Source organism: Pseudarthrobacter sp. R1 (assembly GCF_024494415.1).
GTDB lineage: Bacteria > Actinomycetota > Actinomycetes > Actinomycetales > Micrococcaceae > Arthrobacter.
The window spans coordinates 158,730-176,200 of record NZ_JAMKFI010000001.1; the positions used below are offsets into that span (position 1 = coordinate 158,730).

The following is a 17,471-nucleotide window of genomic DNA, read 5'->3' on the forward strand; positions in this document are numbered from 1 at the left end:
GCACCAGACTGTTTCCGTGAGCAACAAACCCCGGACTCCCCTGGCCGTCGCCGGCCTCAGCCTGGGCACGGCACTGAACCCCCTCAACTCCTCGATGATCGCCGTGGCCCTGGTGGTGCTCCGCGCAGACTTCGGGCTCGACGTCGCCGCCGTCACCTGGGTGGTCACGTCGTTCTACCTCGCCTCGGCGGCCGGGCAGCCGGTAATGGGCAGGCTGGCCGACAGGTTCGGACCGCGCCGGATGTTCATGCTGGGTATGGCACTGGTTGCCGTCACCTGCGCGCTGGCACCGCTCGCACCGAACTTCGCCCTGCTCTGCGTGGCGCGGGCCGTGATGGCGCTGGGCACGGCAACTGCATATCCCAGCGCGGTGGTGATGGTGGGTGCCGTCGCCCACCGGGCCAAGGTGGATTCCGCGCGCCCACTGGGCCGGCTCCAGATGGCCAACACTTCGGCGGCCGCAGTGGGCCCGGTGGTGGGCGGCCTGCTGGTCAGCTTCGTGGGATGGGAAGCGCTGTTCCTGATCAACGTGCCGCTGGCGCTGGCCGCGCTGCTGATCGTCAGGCAGGCGGCGCCGCACGATGAGACGCGGGAACGTGGCAGCGTCGCCGAACTTGTCAGGGACTCGGACATCCCGGGAATCCTGGGGTTCGTGTCCGCCCTGCTCCTGGTGATGATGGCTGCGCTGAACGTGGCGCCCGGCTACCGCTGGTGGATGCTGGCCGCCGGAACGGCGATCGGTGCGCTGTTCGCCTGGCGCGAGCTGCGGTTCAACAGGCCCTTCCTGGACCTGCGGCTGCTGGGCCGTAACCGGCCGTTGATGCTGGTCTACTTGGGCTTCGCAGTGTTCAGCAGCGTCTACTACTTTGTGTTCTTCGGCCTTCCCCAGCTGCTGCAGGAAGCGGGCGGCTACGATCCCGGCGTCGTTGGCCTGCTGATGCTGCCGCTGGCCGCGATGTCGGTGGTAGCCACGCCGTGGGCAGTCAGGGCGATGGGCAGGTTCGGCGTGCGGCGGGTGCTGATTGCCGGCGTCGTGCTCCTGACCGCGGCGGCCGCGCTGATGTGGCTCCTGACCGGCACGCTCGTGATCCCGCTGGTGGTGGTGCTGACTGCCCTGATGGGCGTCCCCTACGGAACGGTGAGTATTGCCACGAACCAGGGCATGTTTGTCTCCACCCGGCCCCAGGAACGTGGTGTCGCGGCAGGCATCTACCAAACCTGCCGGTATGTTGGCGCCATCACCGCCACCGTGATGATCGGCGTTTTCGCGGCCGGCGGCGTGGACCAGGAAAACTGGGCACGCATGGTGCTGGCCATGCTCGTCCTGTGCCTGGTGACGTTCGGTGTGTTCCTGCTATGGCGGCAGCGCGCAGAGTAGGGCCTGCCCCGGAGGGCCCGGGACGGGCTGCCTGCGCGGGGTTTATCGTGGAGCTATGGACAATCCAAAGGTGCAGCTGTACTTGGATATCACGGCGAAAGGCCTGTGCATTCTCGGCGCCGCGCTGATGATCTTCGGCCGGGGCGGATGGTTCTACGTGGGCGTTGCCACCGTGGTCCTGGGTGTGCTGTTCATCGGGGGTTCGCTGGTGGCCACACGCAACCTGCGGCGCAGGGGATGGGACGGCACCAACCGGCCGCTGGCCGGATAGCGCGCCCACCCCCGATAGCGCGCCCCCGGGCAGAGGGGCTGCCCGCAGAGACAGGTTCCATTCCTCCTCGGCGCCGGAGCGCCGTCGTCGTATTTCCTCAGCTGTGCAGCGAGGGACTTAGGAGTACATCAGCGAGCCGGGTGTGGTGAGTTTCTCGCCGGTTTCCAGCCAGGTTTTCAGGCCGGAGAGGATCATGGGCCAGCCGCCGTAGAGCTGTTCGTTGGCGCCCTCGCGGAGGTCACTGTGGGTTACGGTGAGGCGGCAGGAATCGCCGACCGGCTCGATGTCCCAGGTGACCTTTGAGGTCCCCTCGGCCTTGACGTCCTCGCCCCAGAGGGCCCGCATGGTCTGGACGAGCCGGCGCGGCGGGTCCACTTCCAGGTTCACGCCTTCACCCAGGGGCGCGCCTGCTTTGACGTTGTTCATGGTGAAGCTGCCGCCCGGAGTCCAGTCCGATTCGATGGTGTTCCCGAACTGGTACTTGCTGCGGATCCCGCTGTCCGTAATGGCTTCCCAGAGCCGCTCCGGCGTGGTCTTGATGTAGATTTCGAAGATCTTTTCCATGGGGCTTTCCAATCTGGATTTGAGGTCGCTGAGGCCAGCGGCCCATGGTTCTGCATATTTGCTCACCCAGCGGTCGTGGACGAGCCGGATGGGGACCGGGTTCAGGAAATGCAGCTTTTCGCGCCCCCGGCGCCGGGTCACCACCAGCCCGGCTTCCTCCAGGATCCTGAGGTGCTTGGCGATCCCGAACCGGGACATGTCGAACCGGCCCTCGAGGGCGCCGAGGGTCTGCCCGTCCTCGCGGAAGAGCTCATCGAGCAAGTCCCGCCGGGTGGAGCCGGAGAGTGCCTTGAACACGGCATCCATGGGAATAATGATAGGTGACCATATGGTCACCTATCAAGGCTTTTCAGTTTCTGGACGCCAGCGTCTGGTCCCGGTCCTGGAACACATCCTCGCCGGGACCGGTGAAGGCCCGTGAGCGCTGGACAGCTTCGACTGAGCCGGTGAAAAGCTGGGATTCCTGCGGCTCAGTCGGAGGGCGCGAACCCTCGCGGGCGGAGGTCCCCAGTCCGCGCAGTGGCCGCTGACGGTGGGAGGAGGCGCCGCCGTCGGACACTGCCTCGGTCCAGCGCTGCTGGGGAAGGGCCTCCGGATGGCCCTGCTGCAGGAAGCTGACCATGGCCTCACGGATGAGGCAGCGCAGGTCGAAGAGCGCGGCGCTGTCCGCGGCGCTGACCAGGATGCGGACCCGGACGAAGCCGCCGGTCGCGTCGGTGATCTGCAGGATGCCCACGCGCTCGTCCCACAGGTCTGTCCCCGCCAGGACGGTGCGCAGTTCGGCACGCATGGCTTCCACGGGGGCGCGCCAGTCGAGGTCGAACTCCACGGTGCCCATCACCTCGGACTGGCGGCGGGTCCAGTTCTCGAACGGCGTGGTGGTGAAGTACGTGGAGGGCAGGATGAGGCGGCGGTCGTCCCAGATGTGGACCACCACGTAGGTGAGCGTGATTTCCTCGATCCGGCCCCATTCCTTCTGCACCACTACAACGTCGTCCACGCGGATGGCGTCCGTGAAGGCAAGCTGCATGCCCGCGAAGACGTTCACCAAGGAGGTTTGGGCGGCCAGGCCAGCCACGATCGAGATGACGCCGGCGGAGGCCAGCAGCCCGGCGCCGAGGGCCTGGATGGCCGGGAAGGTAAGCATCACCGAGCCGGCTGCGAGCACCACCACCAGCGCCACCCCGATCCGGCGGGCCAGGATCATCTGGGTGCGCAGCCGCCGTGCACGCCGGTTGTCCGCGACGTCCACGCTGTACCGGCCCAGGACCACCGCTTCGATGATCAGCAGTATTGCCACGGCGAGCCAGGCAAGGGAACCGATGAGGGCAATCAGGAGCAAATGGTCCACGGCGGGAAGCCAGCTTTTGTCCGCGGCTGTCAGTCCCAGCGCGGTGCGGACGCCGATCAGGCACAGTGCCAAACGCAGCGGCTGCCGCGCCACCCGCGAGGTGGCCTGGAGCTCCGGACGCTTGCGGTTGAGGCGCAGGACGAGCTTGCGCAGCAGCCAGGACAGGACCAGGCCTGCGGCCACTGCCAGCGTGACGGCAATGAGGGGCATGGCGGGATTCAGTAGGTCTTGCATTTATTAACCTGTATCAAGTTCGTGGGAGGGGGGCGAAATTGACCCGGACTTGGGCGTGGTGCGTGTCAGGATGGCCACATGCTGCCGTTGACTCAGATCGCCGCGTTGCGAACCACCGTTGACGATGAGTGGCGGTCGCCGGTGGCAGATGCGGTCGGCCGGGCTTGGGACATTCCCGCCGGTGGCCTGCGGTACTGGCGTTCCTCGGCGGCGCACGTGTTCGTAGTGCCGCCTGGCGGGGACGCCCGTGGAGTGCTCTACGCGCGCTTCGCCCCGGCCGGCTCCGCGTCAGGAGCGCACCTGCAGCGTGGAGCGCAGCTGCATGACCGGCTCACCGACGCCGGAGCACCCGTGGCGGAACTCGTGAGGTCATGCGCGGGCCGGGCGGTGGAGCTAATCCACACGCCTCTCGGCGAGATGGCGGCATGTGTGGTGAAAAGGGTGGACGGCGAGGAGTTGGATGTGGACGGGCTCGACGCCGGCGCTGCCGCCGCCTGGGGTGCAGCGCTCGCGGAGTTCCACCGAACGGCGGGAGAGGTGGTGCCGCCGTCAGCGCCGCCGCCGCGGAATCCTTTCGCCGTGCTGGCCCGGCATATGACAGACCCCGATCTCGCGGCAGCGGCGCAGGAGTTGGCGATGCATTGGGGCCCGGAGAGCGGTCCGCTCGTGGTGGGCCACGGGGACTTCGAACTGGACAACTTGAGGTGGTCCGCCGGCAGACCCACTTCCTTCGACTTGGATGAAGCGGGGGTTATGCCTGCGGCTGCTGACATGTCCGCTGCCGTGCGTGACCTCCTGGGTCCACGGCCCGCCGCGCCATTGCATCCGGAACTGCTGGCTGCCTTCGTTGATGGATATCGGCGGACAGCAGGCCATGCAGTTACCCTGGATGCCCTCCTGCTACACCGGGCAGCTTTCGCCGCGCAGCAACTGGCGGAAGCTTCGGACGTGATGGATAGGGGGCCCGACGGCGAGGGTTGGCTGAGCGATCTGGTTGCGGGGCTGAACAGACACTATGCGGAACAGCGCGACATCGTGGTGGCCACGGCCGAGGGCCGAAAGCCACCTACGATGCTGCCAGGCTGAAAACTTCCGGCCCGTTTCGCGTCACCTGTGATCCGGTTGAAGGAGAACTAGCGCCGGCCTCGGACTCTGCTGGCAGCGGGTCCTCCACGTCGTACCGGGCTACCGCGTGCCGAAGTCGGTGTCTGTGTAGGAACCCGGCCGGCGGGCCGCGCCACCCTGGCAGGTGCAGTTGCCCTGCACCTCGACGCGGACGTTCACTGCGGCGCCAGCGTCGAGGCGCAGATTCAGGGGTTCGGCGTCCGCGGCGGAGACGTGCAGGACGGTTTCTTTGGAGGAGATGGCAGACATGGCTGTCCTTTCAGAGAGGGGTGAGGATGGTTGCTGGGTGAAATTGCTTTAGAGGCCTGGCCTGGCTCCACTGATGCGGGCGTCCAGCAAGCCTGCCGCGACTGCCGGAGCCAGTCCGGGTGCCAGCGGAAGGCGCGGGACCACCAGGCAGTGCCAGAGGTGGTAAATGTCGGCCTTGCCGGACCAAACGGTAGAAGTGACGTTGCCGTGCTCGTCGAGTTCCTGCTTCCAGGATCCGTGCTCGTAGTCGATGAACCAGTCGCGGGCGTGGTCCCAGATTCGCTCATACCAGTCCGCATACTTCTTTTCGCCGGTGGCGATGTAGAGAGCTGCAGCGCCCCCGATTGCCTCTGCGGGAACCCATCGGATGCGGGTGGTGACAACCGGCTTGCCTTCCCAGTCGACGGTGTAGACAAATCCCTGGTGGCCGTCCGGCTCCCAGGCGTCGCGGATGGCGGCGTCGAACAAGCCCCGCGCGTCTTCAAGCAGCCAGGCCGGGACGTCCAGGCCGCGGGCCTCGAGCCCGGCACGGACGTGGAGGAGCAGGCGCGCCCACTCAACCCAGTGGCCGGGGGTTCCGCCATAGGCACGGAACTGGCTGGCCCTGTCATCGGTGTTGTACTCCGGCATGGGGTTCCACTCCGGGTCGAAGTGCTCAAAGACCCGGTAGTTGTTGTTGCGCGCGAAGTTGTTGATGAGCACCTCGGCGATGTGCAGGGCCCGTTCAAGCCAGCGGGTCTCCCCGGTCACGTCAGCGACGATGAGGTATGCCTCCACCGAGTGCATGCTTGCGTTACCGCCACGGTATGCCTCGGTTTCGGTGAATTCCCGGTTCCATGAGTCGAAGCACATGTTGGCTTCGTGGTCCCAGAATTTTGTGTCAGCTATCCGCAACGCCTCGTCCAGCAACTCCCGGGCGCCGGGGCGCCCTGCTGCAACGGCACTGGCAGCAGCGAGGAGCACGAAGGAGTGCTGGTAGCCGGACTTGGTGTCGTTGACCGGACCGTTCTCATCCACCTCGGCGTACCAGCCGCCGAACTCATCATCGTGGAGGACTCCATTGAGTGCTGCGATGCCGTGGTCAACGAGTGTTGCGGCGCCCGGCCGTCCCATCAAAGCGGCGACAGCGAAACTGTGCGTCATCCGTGCGGTGATCCAAAGATGGGTTGGCTTGTCGGCGAACACTTTGCCGTAGTTGTCGAGCCAGCCAAATCCCGTGGGCACCTTCGAATTCACGGCGAAAGTGATCAGGCGATCGGTTTCCGCCTCGAGCCATCGTGCGTGAGCGGCACTGTTCAGCCACGTCATGTTATTTCCTCTCTCTGTTGCAGGTGCAAGTACGAAGTAGCGATTGGATGGTTCACAGCTGTTACCCAACGGCGTCCAGCACGCCGCGGATGATGGTGGCGGCCGCTCCCAGGTAGGCCAGGATGATCAGCAGGATCTGCGCGGCGCGGGCGGGGACGAACTTCGACGCGATGTCGCCCAGCACCAGCCCCGCCAGGCAGGCCACGGCAACGGCAACCCACATGCCCAACGGCATCACAGGGAACGTCGCCGGCGCAGTGATCGCCTTGGAGGCGAGGGATAACGCGCCAATGGTGAAGAAGTAGGGCTGCATTGTGGCGGCAAAGGACTTGTGCTGCCACCGGGTGGCGATGGAGTACATGCTCACCGCCGGCCCGCCCACGCCCGCCGCGGTGTTCATGAATCCGCTGAGGCCCCCGGCAGTGAAGAGGTAGCGGCGGCGGGCCGGGAGGGTGGCCGACTTCAGGACCAGCAGGACGGTCAGCCCCACGGCGAGGATCACCCCGATGGAGATCTCCAGGACCGCCGCGGGGATGAAGGGGATCAGGAGCGCCGCCGGAATGATCCCCAGCAGGGCGGAGGCCGCGAGCCACAGGTACCGCTTCCAGTCGATGTCCCGGGCAACCCGGAAGATGATGGCGCCCGCTGTGACTGCACCGCACACATTAACCAGCACCACACCTTCCACCGGGCCCAGGAGCAGGACCAGGAAGGGGGCGGCCACGAGGGCGAAGCCCATCCCGGTGATCCGTTGCATCCCGGCACCCATCACCACGGCGCCCAGCACCAACCCGGTGGTCAGCACTTACGGCCGCCAGGCCACGTACTGGACCTCCTCGAACTCCTCCAGGCCGAGGCTTGACCCTTCCCGGCCCAAGCCGGACTGCTTGGCGCCGCCCATCGGCGCGAAGGCCACGGAGGGCAGGGGATCGTTCACACCTACGATGCCCGCTTCGAGCTGCTCCGGGATGTCCCAGCCCCGCTTCGGGCTGCCGCTCCAGATGTAGGCGGCCAGGCCCATCTCGGTTGCGTTGGCCTTCCGGATGGCTTCCTCCTCCGAGGAGAAGGTCACGACGCCGGCCGCCGGGCCGAACACTTCCTCCGTCACCAGGGGTGCGTCGTCCGGCACGTCCGTCAGCAGGGTGGGTGCCAGGAAGGAGCCCTGGCCGGGGACTTCGGTGCGTTGGGTGACACGGCGGGCACCGCGGTTGAGGGCATCATCGACCAGAGCCTGGACAGCGGAAACCCGGTCGGCATCGATCACGGGACCGAGGTCCGGGACGGGCGCTCCAGCGTCGGGAACTCCGTGCCCGATGCTCATGGCGTCGAAACGGGCACCAAGCTTTGCCGCGAATTCGTCTGCGATACTGTCCTGGACCAGGAAGCGGTTGGCGGCCACGCAGGACTGGCCCGTGTTACGGAGCCGGCCCAGCACCGCGCCCTCGACGGCGGCGTCTAAATCAGCGTCCTCGAAGACGATGAAGGGGGCATTGCCGCCAAGTTCCAGCAGTGGCCGGACCACACGCTCGGAAGCGGATGCCATGATCTGCCGCCCCACACCGGTGGAGCCGGTGAAGCTGACGGCCCGCACTGCGCGGTGCTGGAGCAGGGCTGCCGTGATCTCGCGGGACGGGCCGTGGACCAGGTTGACCACGCCGGCCGGGAACCCGGCGTCGTGCAGGACCTCGAACAGGCCGGTGGCGGCGAGCGGTGCCTTCTCGGACACCCGGCCCACAACGGTGCAGCCGGCAGCGAGCATCGCGGCGAGTTTGCGGGCCTGGATGGAAACCGGGAAGTTCCACGGCGTGAGGCTGAGCGCGACGCCAATGGGCTTACGGAGGCTGAGGTGGCGGCGCCCCTGCAGCTCCGGTGGGCTGACTGTACCGGTGGCGCGGCGGACTTCCTCGGCAAACCAGCGGAAGTACTCCGCGGAGAAATCCACCTCGCCCTGCGCTTCCGGAAGCCGTTTGCCCGCTTCGAGCGCCAGGGTGTGGGCGAGTTCGTCGCGGCGTTCTACCAGGAGATCTGCGGCGTTGCGGAGCAGGTCAGCGCGGTTGCGGACGGTGGTGCGGGACCAGGAACCGAAGGCCTCCGCCGCGGCGTCGGCCGCTTTGGTCGCATCAAGGGCGGTGCCCCAGGCCACCTCGCCCACGGTACTGCCGTTGCCGGGGTCCGTCACGTCCTTGGCGGTTCCGGCGGTGTGCCAGCTGCCGTTCACGAGGTGTCGGGCTGATTTGAGGTTCACGAATGGTGCCTTTCGTTGGGCTGGCAAAGTTCAAGCGCGGAGGGGCGGGTGCGGCCCGCCGTTGTCGTCATCCTCATCCCTTGCTGGCACCTGCGGTGATACCGGCGACGAAGTAACGCTGCAGGAAGACGTAAGCCACGACGACGGGCAGGGAGGCCAGGATGACGCCAGCGAAGAGCAGCGGGTAGTCGGTCTGGAACTCGCCCTGGAAGCTGAGCAGTGCCAGCGGCAGGGTGCGGTTGCCTGGGGATTGGATGAACAGCAGCGGGTAGAGCAGCTCGTTCCAGTGGATAACGAAGAGGAAGATCGCGGCGGCAGCAATGGACGGTGCCGACAGCGGCAGGGCGATGGACTGGTAGGTCTTCCAGGGCCCGGTGCCGTCAATGGATGATGCCTCGTAGAGTTCCTTTGGCAGGGTCCGCATGAACCCGCCAAGGATGAACACTGCGATGGGCAGCGTGGACACCACGTTGGCCAGGATTAGGCCGGTCAGGCTGTCCAGCAGCCCCAGCCTGCCGAACAGCACGTACAGCGGCACCATGTTGGCCTGCGCCGGGATGGCCATGCCCAGGACCAGGAAGCCGAAGATGGCCCAGGACATGAATCCCTTGAGCCTGGAGATGGCGTAGCCGGCCAAGCTGGCCAGGAACAGGGTGACCGGCACGGAGATGGCGGTGACGATTACGCTGTTCATAAAGGACGAGCCCAGGTCCTGGCCGCCAATCACCTCCGCGTAGTTGCCGGGGGAGAGGGACTGCGGCAGGCTGAACGGTCCGGCGAAGAGTTCCTGCGTGGACTTGAAGCTGCCGAACCCCACCACGGTCAGCGGAACGATGATGATGACCGCGTAGATTGCAAGGATCCCGCGGCGGGTTATTGAAGCGAGCATGCTGTCATTCCCCCTTCGGGGTGAGGCGGAGCAGGCGGCGCTGTAGCCAGGTGACCAGGGCGATCATCGCCATGAAGATGATCGACTGGGCGGCGGCGTAGCCGAACTCCGAGTTGGCGAAGGTGCTGTAGATGCGTGTGGAGAGGATGTCCAGGGACTGCTTGGGCGGGTTGCCCGCAATGCCCAGGATCAGGTCGAAGGCCTTGAACGACTGGACGGTGGTGTAAGCCACCACAATGGACGTTGCCGGGGCCACGAACGGCCAGGTAATTGACTTGAACTGCTGCCATTTGCCTGCGCCGTCCATTTCAGCTGCTTCGTACAGTTCGCGCGGGATGGACTGCAGGCCCGCGATGTACACCACCATCATCTGGCCGGCGTGGAACCACACCTGGGTGACGGCCACCCAGTAGAGGGCCTGGGCGTTGTTGCCAAGGTAAGAGCCTTGAAGTGCTTCCAGCCCTACGGCGCCCAGGACCGAGTTGGCCAGGCCGAAGTTGGGGTCGTAGATGAACTTCCATATGAAGGCCACGGACACGGAGGACAGAATGGTGGGGAAGAAGAACAGGGCCCGGAGCAGGATGCTGCCCCGGGAGTTCTTCGTGAGCATCAGGGCAAGGATCAGGGAGAACAGCGTCTGCGCGATCACCACCAGCAGCACGAACTTCAGGTTGTTGGCCAGCGCATTCGTGAACAGCGAATCGCTGGTGAAAGCGCGGATGAAGTTGTCCAGCCCCACATAGTTGAACGCGGCCGAGAAGCCGTTCCAGTCCGTAATGGCGTACTGGAAGGCCTGCAGGGTGGGCATCACCAGGAAGAAGGCGATGATGGCGACGGCGGGAAGCGGGAAGAGGTACAGTGCCGGATTCACCCGGGTGGGGGAGCGGCGGCGGCGGGCCTTGGCAGCGGCGGCCTCGTCAGCGCTGTGCGGAGCCTTGCTGCGCTTTGCGGCCGGTTTGGTGGCGTGGGTGCTCATAGCCGTTCATCAACAATCTTCTGGGCAGCTTCGGCAGCCTGTTCCGGACTGGTGCCGGAGATGACCGCCGTCGCGCTGGCTTCCACGGCGTTGCGGACGTCCAGGTTCTGGAACTGGAACCGTGCGGCGAGCGCCGTCTTCTTCTCCAGCCAGGGGCTCAGGCGCTTCAGGTCCGGGTTGGTGTATTCCACGTTGTTCACGGAGACGTGCTGGGCCGTCTGGTTGGCGTAGTAGCCCGCGTTCTCCGGCTCCGACAGGAAGTCGATCCACGCTGCCGCTGCCGCCTGGTTCTTGCTGGCGGAGTTGACGCCCAGGATGAAGGTGGCATTGTAGGCACCCTCGTACTTGCCGTTGCCGTCGGAGGTGTTGGGGAACACCAGCTCGATGGGGAACTGGGCGCCCAGGCCGCGGACTGCGGCGATGTGGTAGGAGCCGGTGGCCAGCATGGCGGCCTGGCCTTGGGAGAACAGGTTCTGCGCCGGCTCCACTGCGGTGCCGGTGGCGTTCGGCTGCAGGTACGGGACCAGGTCCTTGTACTGGTTCAGCATCTTGATGAACCAGTCGTCAGTGACTTTCAGCTTGCCCTGCTCAATCTGGGCGCACATGTCATCCACAGGGGCATTGTTGGCGATCATGCAGTTGAACAGCTGGCCGCCGTTTCCAACGTCGCCGCCCGGCCAGGAGATGGGGATGACTCCGGAGGATGCGAGCTTCTCGCACATGGCCAGGAAGGAATCCCAGTCCTTGGGTGCGATCTCGGCACCGGCCTTGTCGAACAGGTCCAGGTTGGCCATGGGCATGGGGAACACCACTTGGTAGGGCAGGCCAAGCTGGTTGTCCCCGGACTTGCCGGCAGCCAGGAGCCCTTGCTGGTAGTTACCGGCGGCCTTGCTGCCCTTGAGATCGGTGTAAATGCCGGCATCCGTGAAGTTCTTGAACTGGGCGCCGCGGAAAGTGGCGAACGCGTCGCCGATCGAGCCGCCGCGCAGCTTCTGCAGGGCCTGGGCGTTGTAGTCGTTGGACGTCGAGATATCCTGGGCCACCTCCACGCCGTCATGCAGTGCAGCGAACCGCTTGACCAGTTCGTCGAACACCACCTTGTCCTCACCGCGCCAGTGCGCGAATGACACCTTTCCGGTGATGTTGCCGGTGGTGGGAGCCGCCGGTCCGGTGGCGCCGCCCGGGGCTGTGGTACCGCCAGGTCCGGCACACGCTGCTGCGCTGGCGCCGAAGCCCAGGGCTCCGAGAAGCGCGATGGCCTGCCTGCGTGAAATCTGACTCACAATAATCTCCTCGTTGAGTTTTGCTGTGCCTTGTTTACTTGGCCGCGAAAAAGGGGTTGCCACGGTCAGAACGCTTTGGCGCTCCGGGAGCGCTTATGCGTGGGTCCTTTGGGTGGAGACGACGTCGTCCACCACGGCGCAGAGGCGCTGCAGCCGGCGGACGGCGTCTGTTGACAGGGATTCGACGACGTCGGGCGTGCCGATGCAGGACGCCCAGACGGCGCGGCCCGAGAGGAAGCCGCTCGCGCCTTCCAGGCAAGCCCACCGGACGGCGTCGGGGAAGACGTCCTCGGGGACGCCGGAGGAGAGAACCACCCAGGGGCCGTCGATGGCCTTGGTGAGTTCGGCGCACGCGGCGCGGACGTCCTCTTCGGGTGCTTGGCCGTGGAAGGGGACCTCCGCCTTGTAAAGGTCGGCGCCTAGGCTGCCCAGTTCCTTGGCAGCGGCGAGGATGCCTGCGTTCCAGTCGAAGTCTCCGCCGGCCAGTGGTTTGCGGGAGACGGGCTCGATGATGCTGATGAGCCCGGCGGACTGGCAGCTTTCGACGAATTCGCGGACCATTGCCACTCGGCCCTCGGCGGGTTCGTCCGGACGGTACAGGACGAGCAGCTTGAGCGCTTTCACGCCCAGGGCGGCGTACTTGTGCGGGTCCACCAGCCGGTCGATGGTCACCTCGCCCACCAGCTCGCCGTGCGCGGATTCAAAGTGGTCGGCCGAAGCGATGAGCCCGCAGGTCGGGTCCACCACGCCGGCCTCGATGGCCTGGTCCAGCGCAAACTGGCGGTCGATGAGGATGCCGGAGGCGTACGGGGTGAGGATCCGGGCTGCCTCAAGTTTGAAGTCCCGGAGGTCCTCGTCGGTTACGGGCTGGTCGGTGTGCTCGGCGAACATGTTGCGCATTGCTTCACGCTGGTCAACGGCGAGCATGGCGAATGCGCCTGACGGGCGCTGGAGCGGGGAAAGGTCGGTGGGGCTCATGGGCTGCTTCTTTCAGCTAGGCGGTGGGTTTTGGAGGTTAAGGCTTGGAGGAGAGGGCAGGGGTGACGGTTTGGTGAGGAATCAAGGACCGGCCGTCCAGCCCGGCGCAGGAGGCTGCGGCGGTGCGGCCAGCGAATGCTGCGGCCTCCACCAGGGAAAGGCCTGCTGCAACGGCGGCGAGGAGCGCGCCGTGGTAGACGTCACCGGCGCCCAGGGTGGACACGATGGTGGCCGGCGCCGCAGGAACGTGGATCGGGTCCCCGCCGCGTTCCAGGACCCAGGCCCCTTCAGAGCCGGCGGTGGCGACGACGGCGGAGGCGCCGTCGTCCATTGCTTTCCTCAGGAGGGCCTCCGGGGAAAGACTCTCGCCATATTCCGAGCGGAGGCGTTCGATGGTGGGGACATAGAGTGCGATCCCGTTGGGGGTAAAGGAGGGAATGGGGTTGCCGGCGTCCACACTGATGTTGATTTCAGCTGAGTGGACGCCAGGGATGTTGGCCACCGCGTTCCAGCCCAAATGGTCTGCATGGACCCAGGGTGCGGTGGCCAGCAGTTCGTGGAAGCGGCTGCCTGCGGGAAAGCTGACCGGCGGGACCGGACGGGTGACGATGGCCCGGCTTTCGCTGGCGGCGGCGACGACGATCACGCTGGCGCCGGTTTTGACGCTGGCGTCGCGGATGACGGCTGAGGTGTCGACGCCTTCTGCTTCCAGTCCTTGGATGATGCGATCCCCTTCCTCGTCAGTGCCAAGGACGCCGGCGAAGGCTGTCCGGGCTCCGGCACGGGCCGCTGCGACCGCGGCGGTGGCTGCGGGGCCGCCACCCGCCATAGCGAAGTCTGTGGCAACGGTGCGGCTGTCCGCGGCAGGGTACTCCTGCACCAAGGCAATGGAGTCAAGAGTGGCGCAGCCTACGAAGAGCAGGGGTCCAGTTGACGGTTGGGGCACGTTCCACCTCGTTGTAGTTCCGGCTGGTACTGAAGAAATATACACACGCTATGTTGGAATAACAACACTTTCTGTATAGTTCTGTTTGGGATGCAACGCCGCGGTCCCCCAAACTCAACGTAGAGAAACGGAGCAGCACATGTCATTGCCTTCTGCGGAAACGGTCCGGACCATTCGATACGGCCTCATCGGCGCCGGCCACATGGCCCGCGAACACGTTCGGAACCTCGCCCTGATTCCCGGGAGCCGGATCACCGCAGTGTCCGATCCCCAGCCCTCATCCCTGGAGGAGACCGTGGCTGAGATCGGCTACGAGGTGCAGACCTTCCCCTCGCACCAGGAACTGCTGGCCTCCGGCCTGGTGGATGCATTGGTGATCGCCAGCCCCAATGACACGCACCTGGGAATCCTCAAGGACATCTTTGCCAGCGGCACCAACCTGCCCGTTCTCGTGGAGAAGCCCGTCTGCACCTGTCCCGCCCAGGCCGACGAACTCGAAAAGCTTGCAGCGGATTACCCGGCGCCGGTGTGGGTTGCCATGGAATACAGGTACATGCCGCCGGTGCAGGAGGTCATCCAGGCCGCGCGCAATGGCAAGCTCGGCAACATCTACATGCTCTCGATCGTGGAGCACCGCTTCCCGTTCCTGCACAAAGTGGACGCCTGGAACCGGTTCTCCGAGCGGACCGGCGGAACCCTGGTGGAGAAGTGCTGCCACTTCTTTGACCTGATGCGCCTGATCCTGCAGGACGAGCCGGTACGTGTCTACGCAAGCGGTGGCCACGACGTGAACCATATGGACGAGGATTACAACGGCCGTGTTTCGGACATGATCGACAACGCCTACGTCATCGTCGATTTCAAGGGCGGCCGCCGAGCCATGCTGGAGCTGTCCATGTTCGCCGAAGGGTCCAAGTTCCAGGAGCGGATCTCGATCGTGGGGGACGCTGCCAAGATCGAAACCCTCATCCCGGTGGCGGCCAACCACTGGATCGCAGGTGATGAGGCGGAAGCGACGGTGGAGTTCAGCCCGCGCTCGCCGCTGGGGCCTGAAAAGCATGAGGTTCCGGTGGATGAAGCGGTCCTGGCCGCCGGTGCCCACCACGGCTCCACGTACTATGAGCACCTTGGCTACCGGAAGGCCATCCTGGGGGAAGGACCTGTGGAAGTTACGGTCGCGGACGGCCTGCAGTCCGTGCGGATGGGGTTGGCGGCGGAGCGCTCCATCATAGAAGGACGCCCCATTGAGCTTGCGAATGCGGTGCCGGGGTACGTCAGTAAGTAGATTGGTGTTGGAATTGCAACACTCCGCGGTGCGGACGTCCAGTATGAGGACCAGGAAAGAAGGGGTTATGAGCATGGCACGTGAGGAGGCGCCGCTGACGCCCCGCCAGCGCACCATTCTGGACGAGCTGGGCCGCCGGGGGTTCATTTCCACCACCGATCTGGCTGAAACATTTGCGGTCTCGGACATGACGGTGCGGCGGGACACGCGCGTGCTGTCCAAACTGGGTTTGGTCCGGGTGGTGCACGGCGGGGTGAGCGCCATTCATGGCCAAGGCCAGAACGCGGACTTCGCAGCCCGTGTCCGCGAGGACGCCGACGCCAAGCAGCGGGTGGCCCGCGCCTGCGTTGCAATGATCGGGGAGCGGGACGCCATCATTTTGGATGCAGGCACCACGACGTATCAGGTTGCGCAGGAACTGCCCGCTTCCTTTACGGGCACCATCATCACTCACTCAGCTCCGGCCATCCAGCGCTGCTTGCAGCTGACGGCTGCCCGGACCATCTGCCTGGGCGGGGAGCTGCTCCTGGACAGCCAGGCGTTTAACGGGCCGATGACGGTCAGTGCCGCAGCCGGACTCCGGGCGAAGACGGCGTTTATCGGCGTCAGCGGCATCCATGACGAGGCGTTTTACATTGAGCGGGACGTGGAGCGGGCCACTAAGATCGCCCTCATGAACTCTGCGGAACAGGTGGTAGTGGTGGCAACGCACCAGAAGATGCTGCGGTACGCGCTGGCCAGGCTTGCGGCCTTTGATGCTGCCGATGTGCTGGTGACTGACGCGCCGCCGCCGCCGGAGATCGAGGACGCGCTGGCTGCCGCCAATGTCAAGCTCGTGGTAGCCGCATGAGCCGGCGGCTGCGGGTGTGCCTGCCCGACCAAAAGCTGCTGGATGCGCTGGAGCCGATCGACGGCGTCGACTTCGTTCTCTGGGACTTGACCGGCCCTGCTCCGGAAGGCCGCCTGGACCTGTTGGTACCGGCCTACATGGGCAAGCCGGCCGCGTTGGCGGCCCTGGAGGGCGTCGACGTTGGGCTCGTGCAGAGCCAGTCGATCGGGTACGACGGCGTCGCGGACGTCCTGCCCAAGGGCTGCGTTTTCGCGAACGCGGCCGGGGTCCACGAGACCTCGACGGCGGAACTTGCCTTGGGAATGATGATCGCCAGCCAGCGCGGAATGGCCGACTTCGTGCGGAACCAGGCCAGCGGAACGTGGGACAACAGCCAGCGGCCCAGCCTGGCGGACCGGCGCGTGCTGCTGGTGGGCTACGGGGGAGTGGGCAAGGCGATCGAGGCGCGGCTCCTGCCGTTCGAGACGCACGTGACCCGGATGGCCAGCCGTGAGCGTGAGGACCATGCCGGGAAGATTTTCGGGATCGACTCGCTGTATGAGCAACTGCCGCTGCACGAGATCGTGGTGGTGAGCGTGCCCCTGAGCGAGCAGACGCAGCAGCTGGTGGACGCAAAATTCCTGGCTGCGATGCCCGATGACGCCCTGCTGGTAAACGTGGCACGCGGCCCGGTGGCGGACACCGACGCTTTGCTGGCGGAGACGTCGTCCGGCCGTTTGCGTGCCGCTGTGGACGTCACGGACCCCGAGCCGCTCCCGGCTGGCCATCCGCTGTGGACTACCCCCGGCGTGCTGATTACTCCGCACGTGGGCGGGGCCAGCTCGGCGATGTTCCCGCGGATGGTCAGGCTGATCAGGCAGCAGATCGGCCTGATGCTCGATGGCAAGGAGCCAGTGAACGTGGTGCTGGGCGGTCCGTCCCGGGGCTAACACCGCGGCGTACTGCAACGCGGGGTCACTCCTTGCCCAATAATTGATATTTGGGGCCAAGAGTGACCCCGTGTTGCCTTTGCAGCACGCCCCCGGCTCCTAAGCTGGGCGTATGTCCACTTATGAGGTCCGCCGCAGCGCGGTCATTCCTGCTCCCGCCGAAGACATCTCTCCGCTGGTAAACAGCTTTCACGAGTGGACCAAGTGGTCTCCGTGGGAGTCGGTGGATCCGGGCATGGACCGCCGCTACTTTGGCACCGACGCCGGTGTGGGCGCCGGCTACGAGTGGAGCGGCAACCGCAAAGCCGGCAGCGGAACGATGGAAATCGTTGAGTCGGTGCCGTCAAGCGAAATCAAGGTCCGCCTGCAATTCACCAAACCCTTCAAGGCGCTGAACCCCACATCGTTCACGTTCACCCCAGCGCCGGGCGGTACCGAGGTGACGTGGCGGATGACTGGCGAGAACAAGGGTGCCGCCAAGGTGTTCGCCGTCTTTATGAACATGGACAAGCTGGTGGGATCGGACTTCGAACGCGGGCTGAAATCGCTCACCGAGGCTGTGGCCGCAAGAAAGAGCTGACGACGGCGCTGCTGCCTCCTGGTACCTTGC

General features: G+C 65.7%; 18 protein-coding genes. 7 read left to right on the forward strand and 11 right to left on the reverse strand.

Going from position 1 to position 17,471, the window contains the following annotated elements:
* Window positions 1-16 precede the first annotated feature (16 nt).
* Complete coding sequence (locus tag M8J71_RS00720) at window positions 17-1,378, forward strand: MFS transporter (protein ID WP_256246096.1); 1,362 nt, start codon at window positions 17-19, stop codon at window positions 1,376-1,378.
* A 55-nt stretch (window positions 1,379-1,433) separates the two neighbouring features.
* Window positions 1,434-1,649, forward strand: coding sequence for a hypothetical protein (locus tag M8J71_RS00725; protein ID WP_256246097.1), 216 nt, complete (start codon window positions 1,434-1,436; stop codon window positions 1,647-1,649).
* Between the two features lie 117 nt (window positions 1,650-1,766).
* Here M8J71_RS00725 and M8J71_RS00730 read toward each other — a convergent pair whose 3' ends face one another.
* Together M8J71_RS00730 and M8J71_RS00735 are read right to left on the reverse strand one after the other, a co-directional pair.
* A complete protein-coding gene (locus M8J71_RS00730) occupies window positions 1,767-2,519 on the reverse strand; it encodes an ArsR/SmtB family transcription factor (RefSeq protein ID WP_256246098.1) in 753 nt (250 codons plus the stop codon).
* 43 nt (window positions 2,520-2,562) lie between these two features.
* Window positions 2,563-3,798, reverse strand: coding sequence for a mechanosensitive ion channel family protein (locus M8J71_RS00735; RefSeq protein ID WP_256246099.1), 1,236 nt, complete (start codon window positions 3,796-3,798; stop codon window positions 2,563-2,565).
* Window positions 3,799-3,876: 78 nt separating this feature from the next.
* Between M8J71_RS00735 and M8J71_RS00740 the strand changes: the two genes are divergently transcribed.
* Window positions 3,877-4,884 (forward strand): phosphotransferase, encoded by a 1,008-nt coding sequence (locus M8J71_RS00740; RefSeq protein WP_256246100.1) that lies wholly within the window; start codon window positions 3,877-3,879, stop codon window positions 4,882-4,884.
* Between the two features lie 99 nt (window positions 4,885-4,983).
* Here the strand turns inward: M8J71_RS00740 and M8J71_RS00745 are convergent, their stop codons facing one another.
* From M8J71_RS00745 to M8J71_RS00785, 9 genes are all read right to left on the reverse strand, one after another.
* On the reverse strand, window positions 4,984-5,172 hold the full coding sequence (locus M8J71_RS00745; protein ID WP_256246101.1) for a hypothetical protein: 189 nt from the start codon (window positions 5,170-5,172) through the stop codon (window positions 4,984-4,986).
* A 48-nt stretch (window positions 5,173-5,220) separates the two neighbouring features.
* Window positions 5,221-6,480 (reverse strand): AGE family epimerase/isomerase, encoded by a 1,260-nt coding sequence (locus M8J71_RS00750; RefSeq protein ID WP_256246102.1) that lies wholly within the window; start codon window positions 6,478-6,480, stop codon window positions 5,221-5,223.
* Window positions 6,481-6,541: 61 nt separating this feature from the next.
* Complete coding sequence (locus tag M8J71_RS00755) at window positions 6,542-7,285, reverse strand: sulfite exporter TauE/SafE family protein (protein ID WP_256246103.1); 744 nt, start codon at window positions 7,283-7,285, stop codon at window positions 6,542-6,544.
* Complete coding sequence (locus M8J71_RS00760) at window positions 7,286-8,725, reverse strand: NAD-dependent succinate-semialdehyde dehydrogenase (RefSeq protein WP_256246104.1); 1,440 nt, start codon at window positions 8,723-8,725, stop codon at window positions 7,286-7,288.
* Window positions 8,726-8,798: 73 nt separating this feature from the next.
* Window positions 8,799-9,614 carry a carbohydrate ABC transporter permease gene (locus M8J71_RS00765; RefSeq protein WP_256246105.1) on the reverse strand — a complete coding sequence of 272 codons (816 nt, stop codon included), beginning with the start codon at window positions 9,612-9,614 and terminating at the stop codon, window positions 8,799-8,801.
* A 4-nt stretch (window positions 9,615-9,618) separates the two neighbouring features.
* On the reverse strand, window positions 9,619-10,590 hold the full coding sequence (locus tag M8J71_RS00770) for a carbohydrate ABC transporter permease (protein WP_256246106.1): 972 nt from the start codon (window positions 10,588-10,590) through the stop codon (window positions 9,619-9,621).
* The gene (locus M8J71_RS00775; RefSeq protein ID WP_256246107.1) at window positions 10,587-11,873 is read right to left on the reverse strand and encodes an ABC transporter substrate-binding protein; all 1,287 of its coding nucleotides are present in this window, start codon (window positions 11,871-11,873) and stop codon (window positions 10,587-10,589) included. The genes M8J71_RS00770 and M8J71_RS00775 overlap by 4 nt, the downstream gene beginning before the upstream one ends.
* Before the next feature lie 93 nt (window positions 11,874-11,966).
* On the reverse strand, window positions 11,967-12,851 hold the full coding sequence (locus tag M8J71_RS00780) for an aldolase (protein WP_256246108.1): 885 nt from the start codon (window positions 12,849-12,851) through the stop codon (window positions 11,967-11,969).
* 37 nt (window positions 12,852-12,888) lie between these two features.
* Entirely contained in the window at window positions 12,889-13,797 is a 909-nt protein-coding gene (locus tag M8J71_RS00785) for a carbohydrate kinase family protein (RefSeq protein WP_256246109.1), read from the reverse strand.
* A gap of 139 nt (window positions 13,798-13,936) precedes the next feature.
* Here M8J71_RS00785 and M8J71_RS00790 point away from each other — a divergent pair, with 139 nt between their 5' ends.
* The 4 genes from M8J71_RS00790 (at window position 13,937) to M8J71_RS00805 (ending at window position 17,441) form a co-directional block, all read left to right on the forward strand.
* Window positions 13,937-15,082 (forward strand): Gfo/Idh/MocA family protein, encoded by a 1,146-nt coding sequence (locus tag M8J71_RS00790; protein WP_256246110.1) that lies wholly within the window; start codon window positions 13,937-13,939, stop codon window positions 15,080-15,082.
* 67 nt (window positions 15,083-15,149) lie between these two features.
* A complete protein-coding gene (locus M8J71_RS00795) occupies window positions 15,150-15,932 on the forward strand; it encodes a DeoR/GlpR family DNA-binding transcription regulator (protein WP_256246111.1) in 783 nt (260 codons plus the stop codon).
* The gene (locus tag M8J71_RS00800) at window positions 15,929-16,861 is read left to right on the forward strand and encodes a 2-hydroxyacid dehydrogenase (protein WP_256246112.1); all 933 of its coding nucleotides are present in this window, start codon (window positions 15,929-15,931) and stop codon (window positions 16,859-16,861) included. The genes M8J71_RS00795 and M8J71_RS00800 overlap by 4 nt, the downstream gene beginning before the upstream one ends.
* Before the next feature lie 112 nt (window positions 16,862-16,973).
* Entirely contained in the window at window positions 16,974-17,441 is a 468-nt protein-coding gene (locus M8J71_RS00805) for an SRPBCC family protein (RefSeq protein WP_256246113.1), read from the forward strand.
* Window positions 17,442-17,471 lie beyond the last annotated feature (30 nt).

Excerpts from the sequence above, each read along its gene's own strand:
- M8J71_RS00725 (WP_256246097.1), top strand. The coding sequence starts at position 1,434 with ATGGACAATCCAAAGGTGCAGCTGTACTTGGATATCACGGCGAAAGGC.
- M8J71_RS00730 (WP_256246098.1), bottom strand. The coding sequence starts at position 2,519 with ATGGATGCCGTGTTCAAGGCACTCTCCGGCTCCACCCGGCGGGACTTG.
- M8J71_RS00735 (WP_256246099.1), bottom strand. The coding sequence starts at position 3,798 with ATGCAAGACCTACTGAATCCCGCCATGCCCCTCATTGCCGTCACGCTG.
- M8J71_RS00740 (WP_256246100.1), top strand. The coding sequence starts at position 3,877 with ATGCTGCCGTTGACTCAGATCGCCGCGTTGCGAACCACCGTTGACGAT.
- M8J71_RS00745 (WP_256246101.1), bottom strand. The coding sequence starts at position 5,172 with ATGTCTGCCATCTCCTCCAAAGAAACCGTCCTGCACGTCTCCGCCGCG.
- M8J71_RS00750 (WP_256246102.1), bottom strand. The coding sequence starts at position 6,480 with ATGACGTGGCTGAACAGTGCCGCTCACGCACGATGGCTCGAGGCGGAA.
- M8J71_RS00765 (WP_256246105.1), bottom strand. The coding sequence starts at position 9,614 with ATGCTCGCTTCAATAACCCGCCGCGGGATCCTTGCAATCTACGCGGTC.
- M8J71_RS00770 (WP_256246106.1), bottom strand. The coding sequence starts at position 10,590 with ATGAGCACCCACGCCACCAAACCGGCCGCAAAGCGCAGCAAGGCTCCG.
- M8J71_RS00780 (WP_256246108.1), bottom strand. The coding sequence starts at position 12,851 with ATGAGCCCCACCGACCTTTCCCCGCTCCAGCGCCCGTCAGGCGCATTC.
- M8J71_RS00790 (WP_256246110.1), top strand. The coding sequence starts at position 13,937 with ATGTCATTGCCTTCTGCGGAAACGGTCCGGACCATTCGATACGGCCTC.
- M8J71_RS00795 (WP_256246111.1), top strand. The coding sequence starts at position 15,150 with ATGAGCATGGCACGTGAGGAGGCGCCGCTGACGCCCCGCCAGCGCACC.
- M8J71_RS00800 (WP_256246112.1), top strand. The coding sequence starts at position 15,929 with ATGAGCCGGCGGCTGCGGGTGTGCCTGCCCGACCAAAAGCTGCTGGAT.
- M8J71_RS00805 (WP_256246113.1), top strand. The coding sequence starts at position 16,974 with ATGTCCACTTATGAGGTCCGCCGCAGCGCGGTCATTCCTGCTCCCGCC.